The organism is Pseudomonas sp. GW821-FHT02A11 (assembly GCF_059421985.1).
Genome location: NZ_JBWKWB010000001.1, coordinates 156,866 through 174,769, shown reverse-complemented (window position 1 = coordinate 174,769; position 17,904 = coordinate 156,866). Strand labels below are relative to the sequence as shown.

The following is a 17,904-nucleotide window of genomic DNA, read 5'->3' as shown; positions in this document are numbered from 1 at the left end:
GGTTGGTGTCGGTCTGTGAGGTCTTAAAGCCCCACATCCGGCAACACCGGCTTGTTCGCCAACGCGGTCTTCATCAGTTTTTCCACGTACTCCCGATCGCTGTCCGGCAGCGCCAGGCGGGGTGGGCGGGTGAGGGCGCTGCCGCGTTGCATGATCGCTTCGCACAGCTTGATGCACTGCACCAGGTCCGGACGCGCATCCAGGTGCAGCAGTGGCATGAACCACTCATAAAGCGCCATCGCCTCAGCGAAACGCCCAGCCTTGGCCAGGCGAAACAGGGTTTCGCCCTCTTTCGGGAAGGCGTTGGACATGCCCGACACCCAGCCCACGGCGCCCACGGCCACGCTCTCCACCAGCACGTCATCGAGCCCGGCGAACAGCACGAAGCGGTCGCCTACTTCGTTACGCACGTCAATGAAGCGGTTGGTGTTACCCGAGGAGTCCTTGAAGCAAACGATGTTGTCGCAGTCGGCCAGGGAAATCAGGATATCCGGCGTCACGTCGTTCTTATAAATGGGCGGATTGTTGTACACCATCATCGGCAGGTCGCAAGCCGCCGCGACGGTGCGAAAATGCGCGGCGGTCTCGAAAGGCTTCGAGGAATACACCAGCGCCGGCATCAGCATGATCCCGTCGGCCCCGGCCTTCTGCACGTCTTTGGCCACGAGGCTGGCGTTGGCGCTGGTGAACTCGGCGATCCCGGAAATCACCGGCACCCGACCCGCCGACGCGTCTTTCGCGGCTTCCACCAAGCTGATTTTTTCCGACACGCTCAACGACGTGTTCTCACCCACGGTGCCGCAAATCACCAAACCCGACACGCCATCGCGCACCAGGTTGGAAATGACTTGGTGCGTGGCTTCCAGGTTAAGGGAAAAGTCTTCATTGAATTGGGTGGTAACGGCAGGGAAAACCCCGCTCCAGGACACGGACTGGCTCATGAGTGACTCCTTTCGTGCACGAATGTATTTCGTATACGTTTTGGTTTGGGCGTAAAACGCCCGGTTAAGATTGGTTGAAGCCGGGCGTTGCTTTTATCTAAAGCTTGAGGCCCACCGGCCAGGTATCGGTCAACTTGTACCCCTCTGGCCATGGATCGCTCGGGTCGAGCATGTGTTGATGAGTCCCGGTGATCCACGCGCGCCCGGAAAGGCTTGGCACGATCGCAGGCCGCCCGGCCACTTCGGTTGCGCTCTGAATCTTGCAGTGGAACTCCGATCCGATGATCGAGCGGCCGATGAAGCGCTCGCCGACCTTCAACTGACCCTTGGCATGCAGTACCGCCAGGCGCGCCGAGCAGCCGGTGCCGCAGGGCGAGCGGTCGATCTTGCCGGGGCGAATGACCACGGCGTTGGCGGCATTGGCCACGCCGCCGTCGTAGTTCACCGGCGCGGCAATCTGGCAGAAGGAAATGTGGTTCCAGTCCTTGTTCAGCGGGTGGGTGAAACCCAGTTGTTCATTGGCCGCCTGGGTGATTTTCAGGCCGGTTTCCACCAGATCCTTCGCCTCATCGGCGGTCAGCGAAAAGCCCAGCCTGGTCGAGTCGACAATCGCGAAGCTGTCGCCGCCATAGGCGGTGTCGACCTGAATCGAACCCAGCCCCGGCACTTCGATCCACACGTCCAGCTGATCGGCGAACGAGGGGTGATTGTGCACCTCGACGCTCTGTACCTTGCCATCACGGCATTGGGCGATGGCTTCGATCAGGCCCCCCGGCGCCTCCAGAATCAGTCGGGTCTCAGGCTCGGTCATGGGCAAAATCCCGCTGTCCAGCAGCACTGTCGCGACGCACAGCGAGTTGGAGCCGGACATGGGCGGCACGTCGGCGGGCTCCATGATGATCCAGCCTATCTGCGCCTTCGGGTTCTTCGGCGGCACCAACAGGTTGACGTGACGGAACACCCCGCCGCGCGGTTCGTTGAGCATGAAATTGCGCAGCACGTTGTCCTTCTCGATCCAGCGCGACTGCTCCCAGATCGTATCCCCCGGCGGCGGCGCAACCCCGCCGACAATCACATCGCCGACTTCACCTTCGGCGTGACAGCTGACTACGTGAATCACTTTCGATGAGCGCATGCGTTAAAGCCCTCCTTTAAAACGCGGTTTGTCTGACGGAGCAGCGTGTCCCTGTGGGAGCGAATTCATTCGCGAAAACTGGCAGAGGGCGACATTTTTGTGTCGGCTGCACCGGCCTCTCGCGAATGAATTCGCTCCCACTGTTTTGATCTCTACAGGCCTGGACCTTCCAGTCAGGCTCCACGGATCTGATCCTCACAGGCCGCAGATCCTTCAATTGATCGACCGCAAGAAATCCGCCGTCTCGGGCCGTTGCGGGTTACCGATGACCTGATCCGGCGTACCGATCTCATGCACCAGGCCGTTACGGAAAAACGCCACCCGGTCCGACACATCGCGAGCGAAACGGATCTCGTGGTTCACCAGAATCATGGTCATGCCGTCTTCGGCGAGCATGCGCATGGTGTCCAGCACTTCTCCCACCAGTTGCGGGTCGAGGGCGGAAGTGGCCTCGTCGAACAGCATGTAGTTGGGCGACATCGCCAGCGCCCGGGCAATCGCCATGCGCTGCTGCTGACCACCGGAAAGCTTGCCGGGGAAGACCTTGAGCTTGTCGCCCAGCCCCACGTGTTGCAGTTGCTTGACCGCCAGCGCCTCGGCTTCTTCCTTGCTTTTGCCCAGCACGGTACGCGGGGCGAGCATCACGTTTTCCAGCACGGTCAGGTGCGGAAAGGCGTTCCACTGCTGAAAGACGATGCCGATCTTCTGCCGCAGCTTGTTGATGTCGGTGCTCTTGGCGTGCACTTCGGTGCCGTCGACGCGGATGCTGCCGCTCTTGATCGACTCCAGGCCGTTGATGCACATCAGCAGCGTCGACTTGCCCGAGCCCGACCCGCCGATGATCGACACCACTTCGCCTTTCTGTACCTGCAGGCTCACGCCCTTGATCACTTCAAGCTCGCCGAATGATTTGTGTACGTTGTCGATCTCAATCATTTTCCTGCCACCTTGTTTCCAGTCGGGCACCCAGACGGGCGATCACCAGACTCATGACGTAGTAAATGAGGCCTGCGATGCACAGCACCAGCAGCGGTTCCTGGATGCGGGTCACGATGGTTTGCGAGGCGCGCAGCAGCTCGACGATGCCGATCCACATCACCAGCGCCGTGTCTTTCATCACCGAGAGCAACAGGTTGACCCAGCCCGGAAAGGCCACGCGGGTCGCCATCGGCATGACGATCTGGCGCAGGTCCTGCCAGTAACTCAGGCCCAGCGAGCGACTGGCGCGGCGCAGGTTGAGCGGCACCGAGAGCACGCCGCTGCGAACGATTTCGGTGCAGTACGCGGTCACGTACAGGCCGAGCACGATGCAGGCCACGGTGAAGGCGCTCCAGTTCAGCCCGGCGATGCTTTTCAGCGCGTTGAACAACACGAACTGAATCAGCAACGGCACGCTGCGAAACACGTCGAGCAGCCAGGCCAGCGGGATCGTGCTGCGCGGCAACAGCGCCCGAGCCATGCCGCAGACCACCCCGGCCAGGGTGCCGATGATCATCGAGACGACGGTCAGCAAAAGGGTGACCCACGCCCCTTGGAGCATGAACTGCAGGTCGCCCCAGCTGAATGTGCTGTTGAACATCTACCCCTCCTTAATACCGGAACAGACGCCACGACAGCAGCCGCGCCACGGCCACGATCAGTTTGGCGATCAGGTAATACAGCACCGCCGCAATCGCGAAGAACTCGAAGGTGCGGAAGGTCTTGACGTTGTAGTCCTGAGTCACGCCGGTGAGGTCGTTGTTCAGGCCGACGATCACGCCCATGGACGTCATCAGCACGGCCCAGACCATCTGGTTGGTCAGCGGATAGAAGACGATGCGCAGCAATTGCGGAATGACGATCAGGCGGTACGCCTGAGGTGCGCTCATGCCCAGTGAGCGGGCGGCACGCAATTGGGTGTCGGGCACGGCCTTGAGACCGCCGCGAAAGTTTTCCGCCAGATACCCTGCGTTGTTGAGGGTAATCCCCGCCAGCAGTGCGACCCAAGAACTCACGTGCAGGCCGAACGAGCCCAGGCCGAAGTAGAGGATGTACACCTGAAACAGCGAAGGGGTGTTACGCGCAATCGAAATCCAGGTGGCCGCAAAGCCCCGGAAAACCGGGTTTTTGCCCTGACGCATGAACACCAGAAACAGCGCGATGATGACCCCGAGGATCATCGACAGCGCAGCGGTCTGGAAGGTGACGACAGCGCCATCGAGCATGTCCGGCAGGGCCTTGAACGCGGCGCGCCAGTGAAAGTTGTAATCAAACATGCACCAGGGCCTCCGCGCGTTCGGCGGCCTGCAGCCACTGCGGCAAGCGCCCGCTGGCCATGCCCGTGCAAGCGCTTTCGACGCATTCGGCAAGGCTTGCAAAATGCACCCGACGCCCCACCAGGCCCGGCGCGTAGTGCGCGTATTTGCCGGAATTGGTCATCAGGTTGCGCGCCTTTGGCGGAATCACTGGCTCGCCGAGCATGCACCAGCAGGTGTCGGTGACGAACTGCACGCCAAAGGTTTCCAGTGTCGCGACATGGCCCGCCTGTTGTGCGCGCTCCAGCGTCGCGCGGCCACAGGTGATGACCACGGCGATGCTGTCCAGCTTGCGCAGACCCTCGCAGAGGCGGGCGAGGGTTGCGCATTCGCTGAGGGAAAAGTGCGGATTACCCAGCGTCACCGCATCCACCTCGGGGCTTTGCGCGCTGTTCAGCTCACGCCAGCTGTGCAGCAGGTCGAGGGCGTTGATGCTGATCGTCTTGGCTGGCGGATGTCCGCCAAGGGCCAGTTCAGCAGTGGTCGCCTCAGGGGTGACGCCTGCGATATGAAACATCGGTGCTGCCGAGGTGGTGGCGAACGCTGCACCAAAGGCTTTGAGGTCATCGAGGGTCGGGCCCTTGTGTTCAAGGCCGCAAACCACAGGAATGTCGGCGCCGCAGAGCAGGCCGACGTGATAGCCCAGCAGCGGGTAGAAACTGTCGTCCAGCGCGCCGACCTCGGGCACCTCGATGCGCAGCGTGGCCAGCCGTTGTTGCGTCAGGTGACAGCCGATCGTCGGCGCACGGCCGGTGAGGGCGATGCAGATGTCGAGGTAATCCGGGTACTTCAGGGTGCGCGCGCCGATCACGCTGTTGGCGTAGACCACCGCGTTGGATTCGGCCCAGACGATCTGCTCGCCCAGCTCCGGCGCGCTGTCGAGCAGGTAGGGGGCGCAGGTGAAACTGACCCGTGCACCCATGTCCAGATAGGCATCGCCCAACTGGCTTGAGGGCTCGCCCAGCGCGGGGTCCACGCCCAGTTCGCGCCAGCGGCGTTTGTCCACGGAAATGGAATTGAGGGTGGTCGGCACGCGGACTTTCGCGTCCCAGTCCACCAGTTGCCGAGCGAAGCGCAGGCTGGCGGGGCCGGTGTAGATGCAGCCGTCGATGTGCGCCTGGGTGATGTCCAGCAACTCGGTGGCGCCTTGCAACTCGGCCATGCGCAGGATGATGCCCATCGCCACCTGAGCCGCTTTGCCATAGGCGCCGTCGAGAAAGGCCTGGTCCATCTCGGTGAGGGTGATGGCGTGGCTCACGCGGCTGGCGTGGCGTGGCAATTGAGCGGGAAGGGCAGGCGGTGCGCTGTCGAATGGGGTGACACAGTGGTCTTCCACCCGCAGGAATTTCACCTCGCGCAATGCGGCGAAACCCGCTTCGCCAAGGCTGATGACCGGGATCGAATGCCCGAACATCTGCTCGGCGATCAGAACGCCAAGGGTGAGGATGTCCTCGACCCGTTCGAAAACCAGTGCCGCGGGTGCGTGGCCGTTGAGGATGAGTTCGAGCAACACGCTGCTGCCTGTGCACGAGCCGCGTCCGCTGGGGATCGCCAGCACGCGACCGGTAATGATCTGGCCGCTGAGGGGGTGATGGCGGTCGATCACCTCGCCGGTGAACGGCTCCACGCCGCCCCAGAAACTCAAGGCCATATCGGCGTACAACAACTCGCCCTGAGCACTGCCAGCGACCAGGCAACGCCCGTTCAAAGAGACTTCAGACATCGTGGGTTCCTACACAAGGGTGGGTCACCGGAGTATTGCGGCGAATCATCAACCTGTGGGAGCAAATTCATTCGCGAAAAAGGGCACGGGCACTATTTCTGTGTCGGATGTACCGGCCCGTCGCGAATGAATTCGCTCCCACAGGTCCAAAAAGATCGCCTCGATCAGTAATAAACCCCCGGCACCGTCAAGTTCGCAGGCTTGATCTCGTCGCCCACCCACTTCTTCCACAGCTCGTCATAGCGACCGGTGCGCACTTGCTGGTTGACGAACAGGTTCAGGTAATGGATCAGACCGTACTCGTTGCGCTTGGCTGCCAGCGACACGTAGTCGATGACATAGGGCGCGTTGCCCGCGACCTTCAGGCCCTTGTATTTGCCGGACTTGAGGGTCGCCGCCGCCACGGTGTTGGTCACCACGGTCGCATCGATATGGCCTTGGGCGACTGCCAGGATGGTGTCGTTCTGGGTCTGGTAGGCGCGGAAGGTCCCGCTGCCCCAGGCCTTCTGGTCTTTCTCCAGGGCGATGGCTTCGTAAGTGCCGCTGGTGTTACCGACGTTCTTGCCCTTGAGGTCTTCGTACTGGGTGATGCCGGTGTTATCGCGGGTCAGCACCACCATCTGGAACGCGAAATAGGGAATGGTCATGGCCACGGTCTTGGCGCGTTCTAGGGTGTCGGAGGTCGAGGCCACGATCACGTCGGCACGCCCGGACACCAGCGCCGGAATACGATCCGGGAACGGCGTTTCCACCACCTCGGCGGTCACCCCCAGCACCTTCGCCAGGTCATTGCAGTAATCGACGTCGAATCCGACCGGGTTGTTCTTGTCATCGCGCGAGCCCATCGGCGGGAAGTCCAGCGTGACCGCGCAGCGCAGTTTGCCGGAGTCGATGATGTCATCGAGCTTGTCGGCAAAGGCGGCGTTGATAAAGGACGAGCTCATGACGGCGAGGAGGGCTACTGCAACAGCATGCTTTTTCATAGATGCCTCGATGGATGCAAGTAAGAGAACGGCCGGATAAGTAATTTCGTATACGATATTTTCTATGCATGGGTCGTGCCTGTTTTGTCACGACGTTATTGGCGGTTTGCGATCAGTGAGTTACGCCAACCCTGCGCATTCAACGGGCAAAAACGGTGTTACATAAAGGAGCAAAAAACCTGGGTGTGCTTCATAGATGCACGTCCGTGTAGAGCCGCCTTTCATGTAGGTGACATGAGGCTCACCCCTGGGATTCGCGGTATTCACTCGGCGACACCCCGGTCAACGCGCGGAACTGGCGACTGAACGCGCTGTGATCGGTGTAGCCACACCGCAGCGCCACCTCGGTGATCGATAGCTCTTCGCGCAATAACCGCGACGCCTCACCCAGCCGCGCCTTGTGAATCATCTGCCGCGGCGTGAGCTGGAAAATGCGTTTGCAGTGCCGCTCCAGTTGCGCGATGGACAGTCCAGCGATGGCGGTCAGTTCGTGCAGGGTGATGGGCCGGGCGAAGTGCTCGCGAATGTAGGCGTCGACCTCGGCGAGCTTTTGGTAGGCGGGATGTGATTGCAGGATTTGCAGGTCTCGCGAGATACCTGCCAGCCCGATGATGATGCCCTGAGTGTCACACACGGCGATCTTGTGGGTCAGGCACCAGATCGGCTGATTGGCGTAATAAAGGTGCAGCTCCAGTTGATCGCTCAACTGCCTGCCATCGGCGAGCACGCGACGATCCTGGGCGATGTACAGCGGCCCGAAGCGCGCGGGGAACACGTCCTCGGCGGTGCGTCCCAACAGCTGACGCTTGTCCTTGAAGCCGCAGCGTTGCACCAGCGTCTGATTGACCATCGCGTAACGCGCCTGAGCGTCCTTGACGAAAAACACCACACCGGGAATCGCATCCAGCAACGGCGCGACCAGCTCCAGGCTGCTCAACAGCTGGTCGAGGTTACGCAGGGGCGAGGTGGGGATCAGGTCAATCATGTTCAAGGGGCAGGGGACCGTCGTTCAGGGACGAGGCCGATCATGCGGTATGAAAGCCCGTAATAGAAAGCGGCAGTTGGCGGGACGATTATTTCAAAGCCGACAGAGATCGGCTGTGGAAGCGAATTCATTCGCGAGACGGTTTGAGATCCGACATTGATCCATCGGATGTACCGGCCCATCGCGAATGAATTCGCTCGCACAGAAAGGGTGTACGGCTTAGCACCTCATCCGCCTTGTTACCTCAATGGCTGTCGGCTGTTTCATCCAGACACGCCAATGTCGCAATCCGCGTCGGGCTGAACGGTGGACGCAATAGCGGCGGCTCCCAGCCAAACAAGGTCTGCGCTGCCGTCGCGCAAATGCGCCCCTGACACGCGCCCATGCCGCAGCGGGTGTTGAGCTTGGCGGCGTTCCAACTGGCGTGTGCAGCGAGGTCCGCATACGCCACATCCTCACAGCGACACACCAGCGTGTCTGCCGTTGCCAGATGCTTCAGCGCAGGACTGAGGGCAAAGGCGCGGTTCAGCTGATCGGCAAACGCCTGCCAGCGTTCACGCTCAGGCCAAAGCGTTCGGGCCTGATCCCGTTGACCGATTGCAACCAATCCTGCGATTCGACCCTCCACCAGCGCCAGCTCACTGCCGCCGAAACCGGTGCATTCACCCGCAGCGAAATGATCGACGCGACTGCTGGCCTGCCACTCATCGACGACCACCGCTCGGGCTTCGATCCGACAGCCCAGCGCCGAGGCGATCTCGACATTGGGTACCAGGCTGAAGCCACAGGCCAGGCGATCACAGGGAATGTCCTCGATGCGCTCACCGACCTGAATCCGCACTGCTTGCAGCCGGTCCGAGCCCACGGCTGCGAGCACATGAGCGCGGGTTCGATAGGCGCCGCTCGCCAACTCAACCGCCTGCCTGGCCTTGTTCGGCCAGCGCCACAGTCGCGCTGCAAAACGGCTGACCGACGCCAGCGAAGCCTGCTCGGCAATGCGTACGATGTGGGCGCCGTGTTTTTTCGCGGTGTCTGCCGAGGCGAGCAGGAGAGGACCGCTGCCCGCGATCACGACCCGCTCGCCGGCCACAGGCAAGCCGCCCTTGATCAGTGCTTGCAAACCGCCCGCGCCCGTGACGCCGGGCAAGGTCCAGCCGGGGAAGGGCAGCAGCAATTCCCGCGCGCCGGTGCACAGGATCAACTGGTCGTAGCTCAGCGTCCAACCCCGTTCAGCGTCCTCAAGCAACAGCCGTTTAGGGCCTGCGAGGGCGACGACCTTGCAGGCGCTGTGCAGCTGAATATTGGCGTATTGCTCGACCTGAGCGCGCATCTCGGCGGCCTGCGCCGGGAGTTTCGCCCCCGGCCCGTCGCGCCAGATCTGCCCGCCGGGCAGCGGGTTGTCGTCGAGGATCGCAATGCGGATGTTACCCGGCGCCGCTGCCAGCGCCGCCGCCATGCCGGCTGGGCCTGCGCCGATGATCAGCAGGTCGACATGGGCGGTCATGGCTGGGTCTCCACCTGCATGCCGTCGCGGCAAAGGGTCTGGCAGGCCAGGCGGCGCAGGCCGTCGACGCTCACCCGGCATTCCTGACAGATGCCCATGCCGCACAACGGCGCGCGACGTTGACCGCTGACCGAGGTGCGGCTGCACCGGTCGCCGCAGGCCATCAACGCAGCGGCAACGGTGGTGCCTTGGGCACAGCGAAACGGCTGGCCGTCGATGCTCAATTCAGGCATGGGCGTGGGCTCCGATAAAACGCTGTGGCAGGTACGCATCCAGATGGGTTTGCAGCTCGACAGGCGGCGGGGTGCGAAGCAATTGCGCGGCCAATAGCTTCGCGGTGCCGGTGGCCGTGGTCACGCCCAGGCCTTCGTGGCCGACCGCGAGCCACAGACCGGGCTGATCGGGGTGTTCGCCCACCAGCGGCTGGCCGTCGGGGCTGGCCGAGCGAAAGCCGGTCCAGCTGCGGATGCCGTTCAGCTCGCCCAGGCCTGGCAAAAATTCCATCGCCCGACGCAGCATGCGCCCGAGCATTCTGGCGTCGATGGCCGGGTCGTGATCGTCGAACTGGCGCGACGAGCCGACGAACAACTGCCCAGTCGGACGCTGCTGCAGGTTGAACGCCACCGATGGCCCGTCACCCTTGTGGGCGTTGGTGATGTAGCCCAGCTCAACCAGCGTGTGGGCAATCTGCGTCGGATAGCGATCGGTGATTAGCAGGTGGCCTTTTTTGGCCTGCAACGGCAGCTCAGGGCACAGGTCTTTCGCGTAAATACCGTTGGCCAGCAGCACCGCATCGGCCTGCAACCATTGGCCATCGGCCAGACGCACGCGATTGCCCTCCACATTCAGCACTTCTGCTTTCTCCTGACGCACGCGCCCGGACTGACGCTGCAGCAACCAGCGCGCGGCGTTGGGCGCATAGATAATGCCGTCGCCGCTGACCTTCAGCGCGCCGAACAGACCGGGGCGCAGGGAAGGTTCGGCGAGGGCCAGGGCCTGGCCGCTGATCAGTTCACAACCCAGGCCGAATGCGCTCAGGGCTGCATGCTTGCGCTCGGCCTCGGCCATTTCTTCTGCGTTGCAGGCCAGCCACAGGGTGCCGTTGTTGCGCATGGCGCAGTTGTCTGGCAGTTGCGTCGCCAACTCGCGCCACAGCCGCACCGAATACTCACCCAGCGCCAGTTCGGCGGGGCTGTGGTCGAGCACCACCAGATGGCCCATGCCCGCGGCCGTTGCCGCAGGCCGCTGGCAGTCGAGTACCAGAACGCTGAGGCCGTGGCTCGCCAGTTCGTCCGCGCAGGCCGCACCGATGATGCCGCCGCCGATGATAATGACATCGGCTGCTGCGTCCGCAATCAAGAACGGATGCCCCAGGCGAACGGGTCTTCGTCGTCCAGCAAGAGCGTGGCTTCGGCGCTGATGTAGGCGCGGCCGCGAATGGTCGGAATGATCCGGTCGCCCATTTGCCGCTCGCCGTGTTGCCACTGAAAGCTGCCTTCGAACTGGCTGCCAATCACGCTGGCCTGCTGCCACAGCGCGCCGGGTTCGAGCTTGCCGTCGGCGGCCAGGCACGCCAGTTTCGCGCTGGTGCCGGTGCCGCAGGGTGAGCGGTCATAGGCCTTGCCGGGGCACAGCACGAAGTTGCGGCTGTCGGCCTGATCGTCATCGGCGAACAGCTCGATGTGATCGATCACGCCGCCGTCTTCGCCGCGAATGCCTTGGCTTTCCAGAGCCTGGCGCACCTTCCAGGTGTAATCGGTGAGGGCATCGAGGTTGTCGCCAGTAACGCTCAGGCCGTGGTCGGCGATCAGGAAGAACCAGTTGCCACCCCAAGCGATATCGCCGGTCACGTTGCCAAGGCCCGGCACGTCAACGATGAAGTTCTTGCGATAGCGATAGGACGGCACGTTGTTGACGCTGACCGAGCGATCCTCATGCAGAATCGCCTGAACCGTGCCCACCGGAGTTTCAATGCGATGCACACCCGGGCCGATCTTGCCCAGGTGCGCCAGCGACACCACCAGCCCGATGGTGCCGTGGCCGCACATGCCGAGGTAACCGGTGTTGTTGAAAAAGATCACCCCGGCGCAGGCCTCGGGGTCGACAGGCTGGCACAGCAGCGCGCCCACCAGCACATCGCTGCCCCGAGGTTCCAGCACGGTCGCCGCACGCCAGTCATCGAACTCATCGGCCAGCAACTGACGACGCTGCGCCATGCTGCCCGTGCCAAGGTCGGGAAACCCGTCGAGCACCAGCCGCGTGGGCTCGCCGCCGGTGTGGGAATCGAGGATCTGGATGCGTTTCATGGTTCACCCCTGATTCGTTGACAGTTGCTCGTTCTGAACGCCGCGACAGCGTAGCGATGCGATGTTCTGTGGGAGCGAATTCATTCGCGAAAAATGGCAGAGGCGACGTATCTATGTCGGCTGTACCGGCCTCTCGCGAATGAATTCGCTCCCACAGTTCTAGCTCCTCGTTCAGACAGAGCCTTGGTTAGCAAATGATGGGATGGAACAAACGCACCGTCGCTGCATGAGCCGACATCCAGATTGGCGTTAAAGCGCGGCAGGGTCTTGACCGATTTCGTCCGTGCAAATGACGAAATCGGCACAGTCGGGTGAGGGTCAGATTTCACTGAGCACGGCGTTGGGCAGGTGGGCGTAGAGCGCGCGGCAGACGCCGATGATGTGGTGTTCGATCAGCTTGGCGGCCTTTTCCACATTTCGATCGGCACAGGCGGTGAGGATCTCGCGGTGCTCTCGGTCGGCGCGTTCCTTGCCTTCTTCGAAGCTCATCTGCACGCGCAGGTAGCGTTCGACCTTGTCGTGGATCGAGCGAATCATGTTCAGCAGAAACGGCCGCTGCGCCGCTTCGTACAGGCAGGTGTGGAACGCCCAGTTGAGCTCGGCCCAACGCCCGATGTCGTCATCGCTGACGAACTCATCGCAGATGGCACTGGCGCGGTCGATCTGCGCCTGGGTCAGACGGGGGACGGCGAGGCGAATGGCCTGCACTTCCAGCAGCACCCGCACCTCGAAGATCTGCGCCAGTTCCGGCTCGGAAATCCGCGTGACCACCGCGCCCTTGTTGCGCTGGAATTGCACCAGACCTTCGGCTTCAAGTCGCTTCAGCGCTTCGCGCACCGGGATCTTGCTGACATTGAAGACGCGAGCAATGTCGTCCTGTCGAATCGGCTCATCTTCGGCGAACTGGCCGGAAATGATCGACTCGCGCAGGAACTTGGCGATGACCTCGGACGCAGACGGCGCGACACCGAGGTTGGGGGCGTCAGGAAGAAGAAAGGGCACGCGCGGGACTCAGGCTGTGGGCGAATGTCGGATATTGTATACGACCTCCTATTTGTTACGGGCTGTGTCGGCCTGCTCTTGATGAAAAAAAGATCAATGGTTGGTCGTGTACGCCAGCATCATCGACAGCTGGCACATTGGCCGGCCACTTTCCTCGTGCCACTGGTTGAACGCGGCTTGCACCGCCGCCTGATCGCGCTGGCTGCTCGGGACTTTGTCGACGATCTTTTGCGCGTTGAGCGCCGCGACCACGTCATAGCTTGGGATGAACGTATCCTTGCCCGCCATACGCAGAAACCGCGGCGCCGACAGCCCGCCCATCTGATTGCCGTGCTTGGCCAGGTAGCGCCACAGGCCAACGATATCGGTCACCGGCCACTCGGCGATGAAGTTGCCGAAGCTGCCGTACTCCTTGGTGATGTCGAGGATCAGTTGGGCATTGCGGGGCACGCTTTTCAGCTTGCCCAGATGACGAATGATCCGCGCATCCTGCATCAAGCGCTCCAGATGATCGGCGCCCATCAGCACGACTTTTTCCGGATCGAAGCCAAAGAACACTTGCTCGAAGGCCGGCCATTTGGCGTCCACCAGACTGTGCTTCAAGCCCGCACGAAACACCCGCAAGGCCAAGGTCGACAGATAGCGATCGTCGCTGATGGCCTTGAGTTGTCTGGGGGTTGCGGGGGCCGGCAGGTGCGCTTCCAGCGCGGCGGTGGAACCAAAGCGGTTGAGGCAGTATTCATTGAGCCATTTGTAGTCTTGCATGCCCTCTCCAAAACAAAATTTGAGCCATACCCAACCCCTGTAGGAGCGCGCTTGCCCGCGACGGCGGTGTGCCTGACACCGTTAATGTGTCTGACACACCGCAATCGGGGCAAGCGCGCTCCTACACAACGGCGAGCTTACGGTTGTACTGATACCGCCAGCGCACATACAGCAGCGCGCAGGTGAAAACGGCGAGGCTCATGAGCATTTCAAGCACGCCGAACAGCGTGCGACCGGGGTCGTAGGCCGCCAGCGCACCTTTGATGAAATACAGGTTCACCACGAAACAGGTCCACGAATGCCCCCGGGCGCTGCCGCTGAGCATGCCCGGTAAGAGCACCAGCAGCGGCACCAGTTCAATCGACAGGATCACCCAGGGCCGCGCCCCATGCAGGTCGGCGAAGACCAGGTAATAAATGCAGAGCAGCGCGACCAGCGCCAGATAGGACAACAAGGCAGCGACCCGGCTCCACCGGACTCGAGGTTCCAGCCATTCGAGCGCAGGCAGCACCTTGGGCTTTCTAGCCACGGGAGGGCTCCAGCAGCAAGGCGGTTTTCGCCAGACGCTGACCCAACGCGCGGCATAGCGTGGTTTCGTGTTGATCCAGCGGGCGCTTGCCGTCGGCGCCGGCATGGTGGCTGGCACCATAAGGCGTGCCGCCGCCGCTGGTTTCGATCAGCGCCGCTTCGCTATAGGGCAGGCCGGTGACCAACATGCCGTGGTGCAGCAAAGGCAGCAGCATCGACATCAGCGTGGTTTCCTGGCCGCCGTGCAGGCTGGCGGTGGAAGTGAACACACTGGCCGGTTTGCCGACCAATGCGCCGGTCAACCACAGGTTGCTGGTGCCATCGAGGAAGTATTTCAGCGGCGCGGCCATGTTGCCGAAACGCGTCGGGCTGCCCAGCGCCAGACCCGAGCAGTTCTTCAGATCGTCGAGGGTGGCATACAGTGCGCCGGTTTCAGGGATGCTCGGCGCCACGGCTTCGCACTCGGTGGAAACCGCCGGCACCGTGCGCAGCCGCGCTTCCATGCCGCCCATTTCGACGCCGCGGGCGATCTGCCGGGCCATCTCGCTGGTTGAACCGTTGCGGCTGTAAAACAGCACGAGGATGTACGGTGCGCTCACGGCAGGATCTCCAGAATCTTCTCGGGTGGACGACCGATTACGGCTTTGTCGCCGACGATCAGGATCGGCCGTTCGATCAGCTTGGGGTGTGCGGCCATGGCATCGATCAGAGCGTCGTCACCCAGGTTCGTATCATTCAGATTCAAAGTTTTGTAGTCATCCTCGCCGGTGCGCAGCAGGGCACGTGCGCCGATGCCCAGCTTGCCGAGCAGATCACGCAGTTGCGCAGCGCTGGGCGGGGTTTCCAGATAGCGGACGATGGTTGGCGTCAGGCCGCGCTCTTCGAGCAATTCCAGCGCACCACGTGATTTGGAGCAGCGTGGGTTGTGATAAAGCGTCAGGTCGGTCATTTGCGGGTCGCATCTTTCGTGAGGTGGCGGCTATTCTACAGCGGTAACGGTAAAGGCCAAGTTAGCGCCTTCACCGGTTTTCTTCGAAAGGAACAAGCATCATGGCAAGGCGGTTGGCAGCAGCGTTAGTGCTCATCGGAAGTGTGTTGCTCAGTGGCTGTGGCGTGGATCTGGGCACTGACCAGAACGGTCAGAAAGTCGCCAGCGAGCGGGTCGACAAACACTGGCTGGTGGTCAACTACTGGGCCGAATGGTGTGGCCCGTGCCGCACGGAAATCCCCGAGCTGAACAAACTCTCCGAGCAAATGAGTGGGCAGAAAGTCAGCGTGTTCGGCGTCAACTTTGACAATCTGCAGGGCGATGACCTGAAAAACGCCAGCAACGCGCTGGGGATCAAATTCACTGTATTGGCCCAGGACCCGGCCGAGCAATACGACCTGCCCAAGAGCGAGGCGCTGCCGGTGACCTACATCATCGACGACAAGGGCAAGGTGCGTGAGCAGTTGATGGGCGAGCAGACCGCGGCCGGTGTGGCGCAGAAGCTGGCGGAGTTGAAAGGGAAGGGTTGATTCAGGAGTGCCTGATCACGCATTTGTAGGAGCGCGCTTGCCCGCGATTGCGATCTGCTAAGGCCTATTCGGCGGCTCTCGCCACCATCGCAGGCAAGCGCTCCTACAATCGAGTATTCAACCCTCTTCCAGCCAGAACCTCAGGGGCAAACCCTGCGCGGGCCACAACTGTAGCTGCTCGACCTCGGACACATCCCAGTGCTCAACCTTGCCCAGGGCTTCGAGGAAACGGTGCTCCTGCTCCATCAGGGCGGGGGCACACATCTTCCGGGTGCTGCCGACGGGGCCAAAGTGGATCTCGTCGCCATTGAGAGTGTACGACGCGAACCAGTGGTTGCAGCCCCCGTTGCCGTAGGCCCGGCCATCCTTGCCCAGGGTCATGGTCAGGTGGCTGTTGTCGATCAGCGGACGCTCGCCGATCCATTCCAGCACATAACCGTGCTCACGCTTGAGGGCATCGGTGTCGGTCGCGCAACCGCTCAGCAGCGCGGCGGCGAGCAGGGTCAGGCCAAGGCGTTTCATGCGGCGTTCCTGGCACAGGCCGGGCACAGGTGGCTTTCGCCGACGGTTTTCCAGCCAAGCTCAGCGATACGTGCGGTGGCGGCTGGTTTCAGAGCTTTCTTGCCTTCCTTGCCGTCGACCATGAACTCGATGTCCTGCTCCTTGCCACAGCCGTTGCAGACGACCTTCCACTGATGGATGGCCAGCTCGGTGAACGCCGGTCCGTTGGCCACTGCAACCCATTGACCGGGCGGGTTGATCAGGTGGCGGACTTTCTCGACGTTCAGGCGCATGTACAGGTCTTTGCTGCCTTTGACGGTGACGAGCAGCACGTCATCGTGCTTGATCGAGCCACCGTTGCCAGTCACCTGATAGCGACCGACCGCCAGGCTGCGGCATTCGATCAGGGTGTGTTGCGGGGTGAGCATGCTGTAACGGAAATCGTGTTCGGCCATGGGGGTCTCCAAATAGGCGCGCATGCTAACACTTTAGAACTGAACTGCCCGCGCCGGTCGACGGCCCGAGCAAGGTTGGAGCAACGGCAATGCATCACCTGTGGGAGCGAATTCATTCGCGATGCGCTGTCATGCCCTACAGATATCTATCGGATGGTTCGCCCTCTCGCGAATGAATTCGCTCCCACAGGAGGACATTGGCGTTCATACCAGATTTTGCGCACTGCCGTTCGCCCACCCCGCAATGTTATCCAGCGTCGTCTGCGCAATCGCCCCCAGGGCCTCTCGGGTCAAAAACGCTTGGTGCGCGGTGATCACCACATTGGGAAAGGTCAGCAGCCGCGCCAACACGTCGTCCTGCAGTGGCAGATCCGAGCGATCCTCGAAAAACAGCTGCGCCTCTTCCTCATACACATCCAGCCCCAGATACCCCAGTTGCCCGCTTTTCAACGCATCGATCAACGCTGGCGTATCGACCAGCGCGCCACGTCCGGTGTTGATCAGCATCGCCCCGCGTTGCATGCGCGCAAGCGACGCTGCGTTGACCAAATGCCGCGTGTGCTCGTTGAGCGGGCAGTGCAGGCTGATGATCTGCGCCTCGGCCAGCAGCTCAGCGAGCGGCAGATAACGTGCGCCGAGGGTCTCGACCTGCGGATTAGGGTGCGGGTCATAGGCCAGTAGCTTGCAGCCGAAACCGGCCATGATCTTCGCGAAGGTCGCGCCGATCTGCCCTGTGCCGACCACGCCGACGGTCTTGCCCACCAGGTCGAAACCGGTCAGGCCGTGCAGGGTGAAATCGCCGTCGCGGGTGCGGTTGTAGGCGCGGTGCAGGTGGCGATTGAGCGAAAGAATCAGCGCCACCGCGTGCTCGGCCACCGCGTGAGGGGAATAGGCCGGGACGCGCACCACAGCAAGCTTCAGGCGCTTGGCGGTGGGCAGGTCGACATGGTTGAAACCCGCCGAACGCAGGGCGATCAGTCGGGTGCCACCGGCTGCGAGGCGTTCGAGCACGGGCGCGCTCAAGTCGTCATTAATGAAGGCGCAAACCACCGGATAGCCATCGGCCAGGGCCACGGTGTCCAGCGTCAGGCGCGCGGGTTGAAAGTGCAGCTCGATGCCCGCTCCCGCTTGAGCGGCGAGAAAGCTGTCGCGGTCGTAGTTCTGGCTGCTGTAGAGGAGGGTGCGCATGGTGGCTCCTTTATATCGATCTCGCGGTCAACCCGTCACATCGTAGGAGCGCGCTTGCCCACCAATGGAGGGTGCA

At 62.1% G+C, this 17,904-nt stretch carries 21 protein-coding genes; 1 reads left to right on the top strand and 20 read right to left on the bottom strand.

The genetic code is table 11. The features are described from left to right. Positions 1-23: 23 nt before the first annotated feature. The 17 genes from AC07V9_RS00825 to arsC all read right to left on the bottom strand — a co-directional run bounded on the left by AC07V9_RS00825 (position 24) and on the right by arsC (position 15,115). Positions 24-941: a dihydrodipicolinate synthase family protein gene (locus tag AC07V9_RS00825; protein WP_495013802.1), complete on the bottom strand. Its 918-nt coding sequence runs from the start codon at positions 939-941 to the stop codon at positions 24-26. A 97-nt stretch (positions 942-1,038) separates the two neighbouring features. Next, entirely contained in the window at positions 1,039-2,076 is a 1,038-nt protein-coding gene (locus AC07V9_RS00820) for a trans-3-hydroxy-L-proline dehydratase (RefSeq protein WP_495013801.1), read from the bottom strand. A gap of 213 nt (positions 2,077-2,289) precedes the next feature. Continuing rightward, a complete protein-coding gene (locus AC07V9_RS00815; protein ID WP_495013800.1) occupies positions 2,290-3,012 on the bottom strand; it encodes an amino acid ABC transporter ATP-binding protein in 723 nt (240 codons plus the stop codon). Next, positions 3,005-3,655, bottom strand: a complete 651-nt coding sequence (locus AC07V9_RS00810) for an amino acid ABC transporter permease (RefSeq protein ID WP_495013799.1) — start codon at positions 3,653-3,655, stop codon at positions 3,005-3,007. The genes AC07V9_RS00815 and AC07V9_RS00810 overlap by 8 nt, the downstream gene beginning before the upstream one ends. A 10-nt stretch (positions 3,656-3,665) precedes the next feature. Then, positions 3,666-4,331: an amino acid ABC transporter permease gene (locus tag AC07V9_RS00805; protein ID WP_495013798.1), complete on the bottom strand. Its 666-nt coding sequence runs from the start codon at positions 4,329-4,331 to the stop codon at positions 3,666-3,668. Continuing rightward, a complete protein-coding gene (lhpI, locus tag AC07V9_RS00800) occupies positions 4,324-6,093 on the bottom strand; it encodes a cis-3-hydroxy-L-proline dehydratase (RefSeq protein WP_495013797.1) in 1,770 nt (589 codons plus the stop codon). Before lhpI ends, AC07V9_RS00805 begins: the two co-directional genes overlap by 8 nt. A gap of 164 nt (positions 6,094-6,257) precedes the next feature. After that, positions 6,258-7,076 carry an ABC transporter substrate-binding protein gene (locus tag AC07V9_RS00795; RefSeq protein ID WP_495013796.1) on the bottom strand — a complete coding sequence of 273 codons (819 nt, stop codon included), beginning with the start codon at positions 7,074-7,076 and terminating at the stop codon, positions 6,258-6,260. A 241-nt stretch (positions 7,077-7,317) separates the two neighbouring features. Next, entirely contained in the window at positions 7,318-8,061 is a 744-nt protein-coding gene (locus AC07V9_RS00790; RefSeq protein ID WP_495014116.1) for a PAS domain-containing protein, read from the bottom strand. 244 nt (positions 8,062-8,305) lie between these two features. Next, entirely contained in the window at positions 8,306-9,565 is a 1,260-nt protein-coding gene (locus tag AC07V9_RS00785; RefSeq protein WP_495013795.1) for an FAD-dependent oxidoreductase, read from the bottom strand. Continuing rightward, positions 9,562-9,798 carry a (2Fe-2S)-binding protein gene (locus tag AC07V9_RS00780; RefSeq protein ID WP_495013794.1) on the bottom strand — a complete coding sequence of 79 codons (237 nt, stop codon included), beginning with the start codon at positions 9,796-9,798 and terminating at the stop codon, positions 9,562-9,564. The genes AC07V9_RS00785 and AC07V9_RS00780 overlap by 4 nt, the downstream gene beginning before the upstream one ends. Beyond that, complete coding sequence (locus tag AC07V9_RS00775) at positions 9,791-10,924, bottom strand: NAD(P)/FAD-dependent oxidoreductase (protein ID WP_495013793.1); 1,134 nt, start codon at positions 10,922-10,924, stop codon at positions 9,791-9,793. The genes AC07V9_RS00780 and AC07V9_RS00775 overlap by 8 nt, the downstream gene beginning before the upstream one ends. After that, positions 10,921-11,871, bottom strand: a complete 951-nt coding sequence (locus AC07V9_RS00770) for a 4-hydroxyproline epimerase (RefSeq protein ID WP_495013792.1) — start codon at positions 11,869-11,871, stop codon at positions 10,921-10,923. The genes AC07V9_RS00775 and AC07V9_RS00770 overlap by 4 nt, the downstream gene beginning before the upstream one ends. A 318-nt stretch (positions 11,872-12,189) precedes the next feature. Then, positions 12,190-12,873 (bottom strand): GntR family transcriptional regulator, encoded by a 684-nt coding sequence (locus AC07V9_RS00765; protein ID WP_495013791.1) that lies wholly within the window; start codon positions 12,871-12,873, stop codon positions 12,190-12,192. 93 nt (positions 12,874-12,966) lie between these two features. Further along, positions 12,967-13,638, bottom strand: a complete 672-nt coding sequence (locus AC07V9_RS00760; protein ID WP_495013790.1) for a DNA-3-methyladenine glycosylase I — start codon at positions 13,636-13,638, stop codon at positions 12,967-12,969. A 121-nt stretch (positions 13,639-13,759) separates the two neighbouring features. Then, a complete protein-coding gene (locus AC07V9_RS00755) occupies positions 13,760-14,167 on the bottom strand; it encodes a DUF2069 domain-containing protein (RefSeq protein WP_495013789.1) in 408 nt (135 codons plus the stop codon). Then, positions 14,160-14,765: an NAD(P)H:quinone oxidoreductase gene (gene wrbA, locus AC07V9_RS00750; RefSeq protein WP_495013788.1), complete on the bottom strand. Its 606-nt coding sequence runs from the start codon at positions 14,763-14,765 to the stop codon at positions 14,160-14,162. The genes AC07V9_RS00755 and wrbA overlap by 8 nt, the downstream gene beginning before the upstream one ends. After that, complete coding sequence (gene arsC / locus AC07V9_RS00745) at positions 14,762-15,115, bottom strand: arsenate reductase (glutaredoxin) (protein WP_495013787.1); 354 nt, start codon at positions 15,113-15,115, stop codon at positions 14,762-14,764. The genes wrbA and arsC overlap by 4 nt, the downstream gene beginning before the upstream one ends. A 101-nt stretch (positions 15,116-15,216) precedes the next feature. On the opposite strand from arsC, the gene AC07V9_RS00740 reads away from it, so the two are divergent. Beyond that, positions 15,217-15,684, top strand: a complete 468-nt coding sequence (locus AC07V9_RS00740) for a TlpA family protein disulfide reductase (RefSeq protein WP_495013786.1) — start codon at positions 15,217-15,219, stop codon at positions 15,682-15,684. Between the two features lie 117 nt (positions 15,685-15,801). On the opposite strand, the gene AC07V9_RS00735 is transcribed toward AC07V9_RS00740, so the two are convergent. The 3 genes from AC07V9_RS00735 to AC07V9_RS00725 form a co-directional block, all read right to left on the bottom strand. Continuing rightward, the gene (locus AC07V9_RS00735; protein WP_495013785.1) at positions 15,802-16,206 is read right to left on the bottom strand and encodes an META domain-containing protein; all 405 of its coding nucleotides are present in this window, start codon (positions 16,204-16,206) and stop codon (positions 15,802-15,804) included. Next, positions 16,203-16,640 (bottom strand): hypothetical protein, encoded by a 438-nt coding sequence (locus tag AC07V9_RS00730; RefSeq protein WP_495013784.1) that lies wholly within the window; start codon positions 16,638-16,640, stop codon positions 16,203-16,205. The genes AC07V9_RS00735 and AC07V9_RS00730 overlap by 4 nt, the downstream gene beginning before the upstream one ends. A gap of 204 nt (positions 16,641-16,844) precedes the next feature. Further along, complete coding sequence (locus AC07V9_RS00725; RefSeq protein WP_495013783.1) at positions 16,845-17,828, bottom strand: 2-hydroxyacid dehydrogenase; 984 nt, start codon at positions 17,826-17,828, stop codon at positions 16,845-16,847. Between the last annotated feature and the right edge of the window lie 76 nt (positions 17,829-17,904).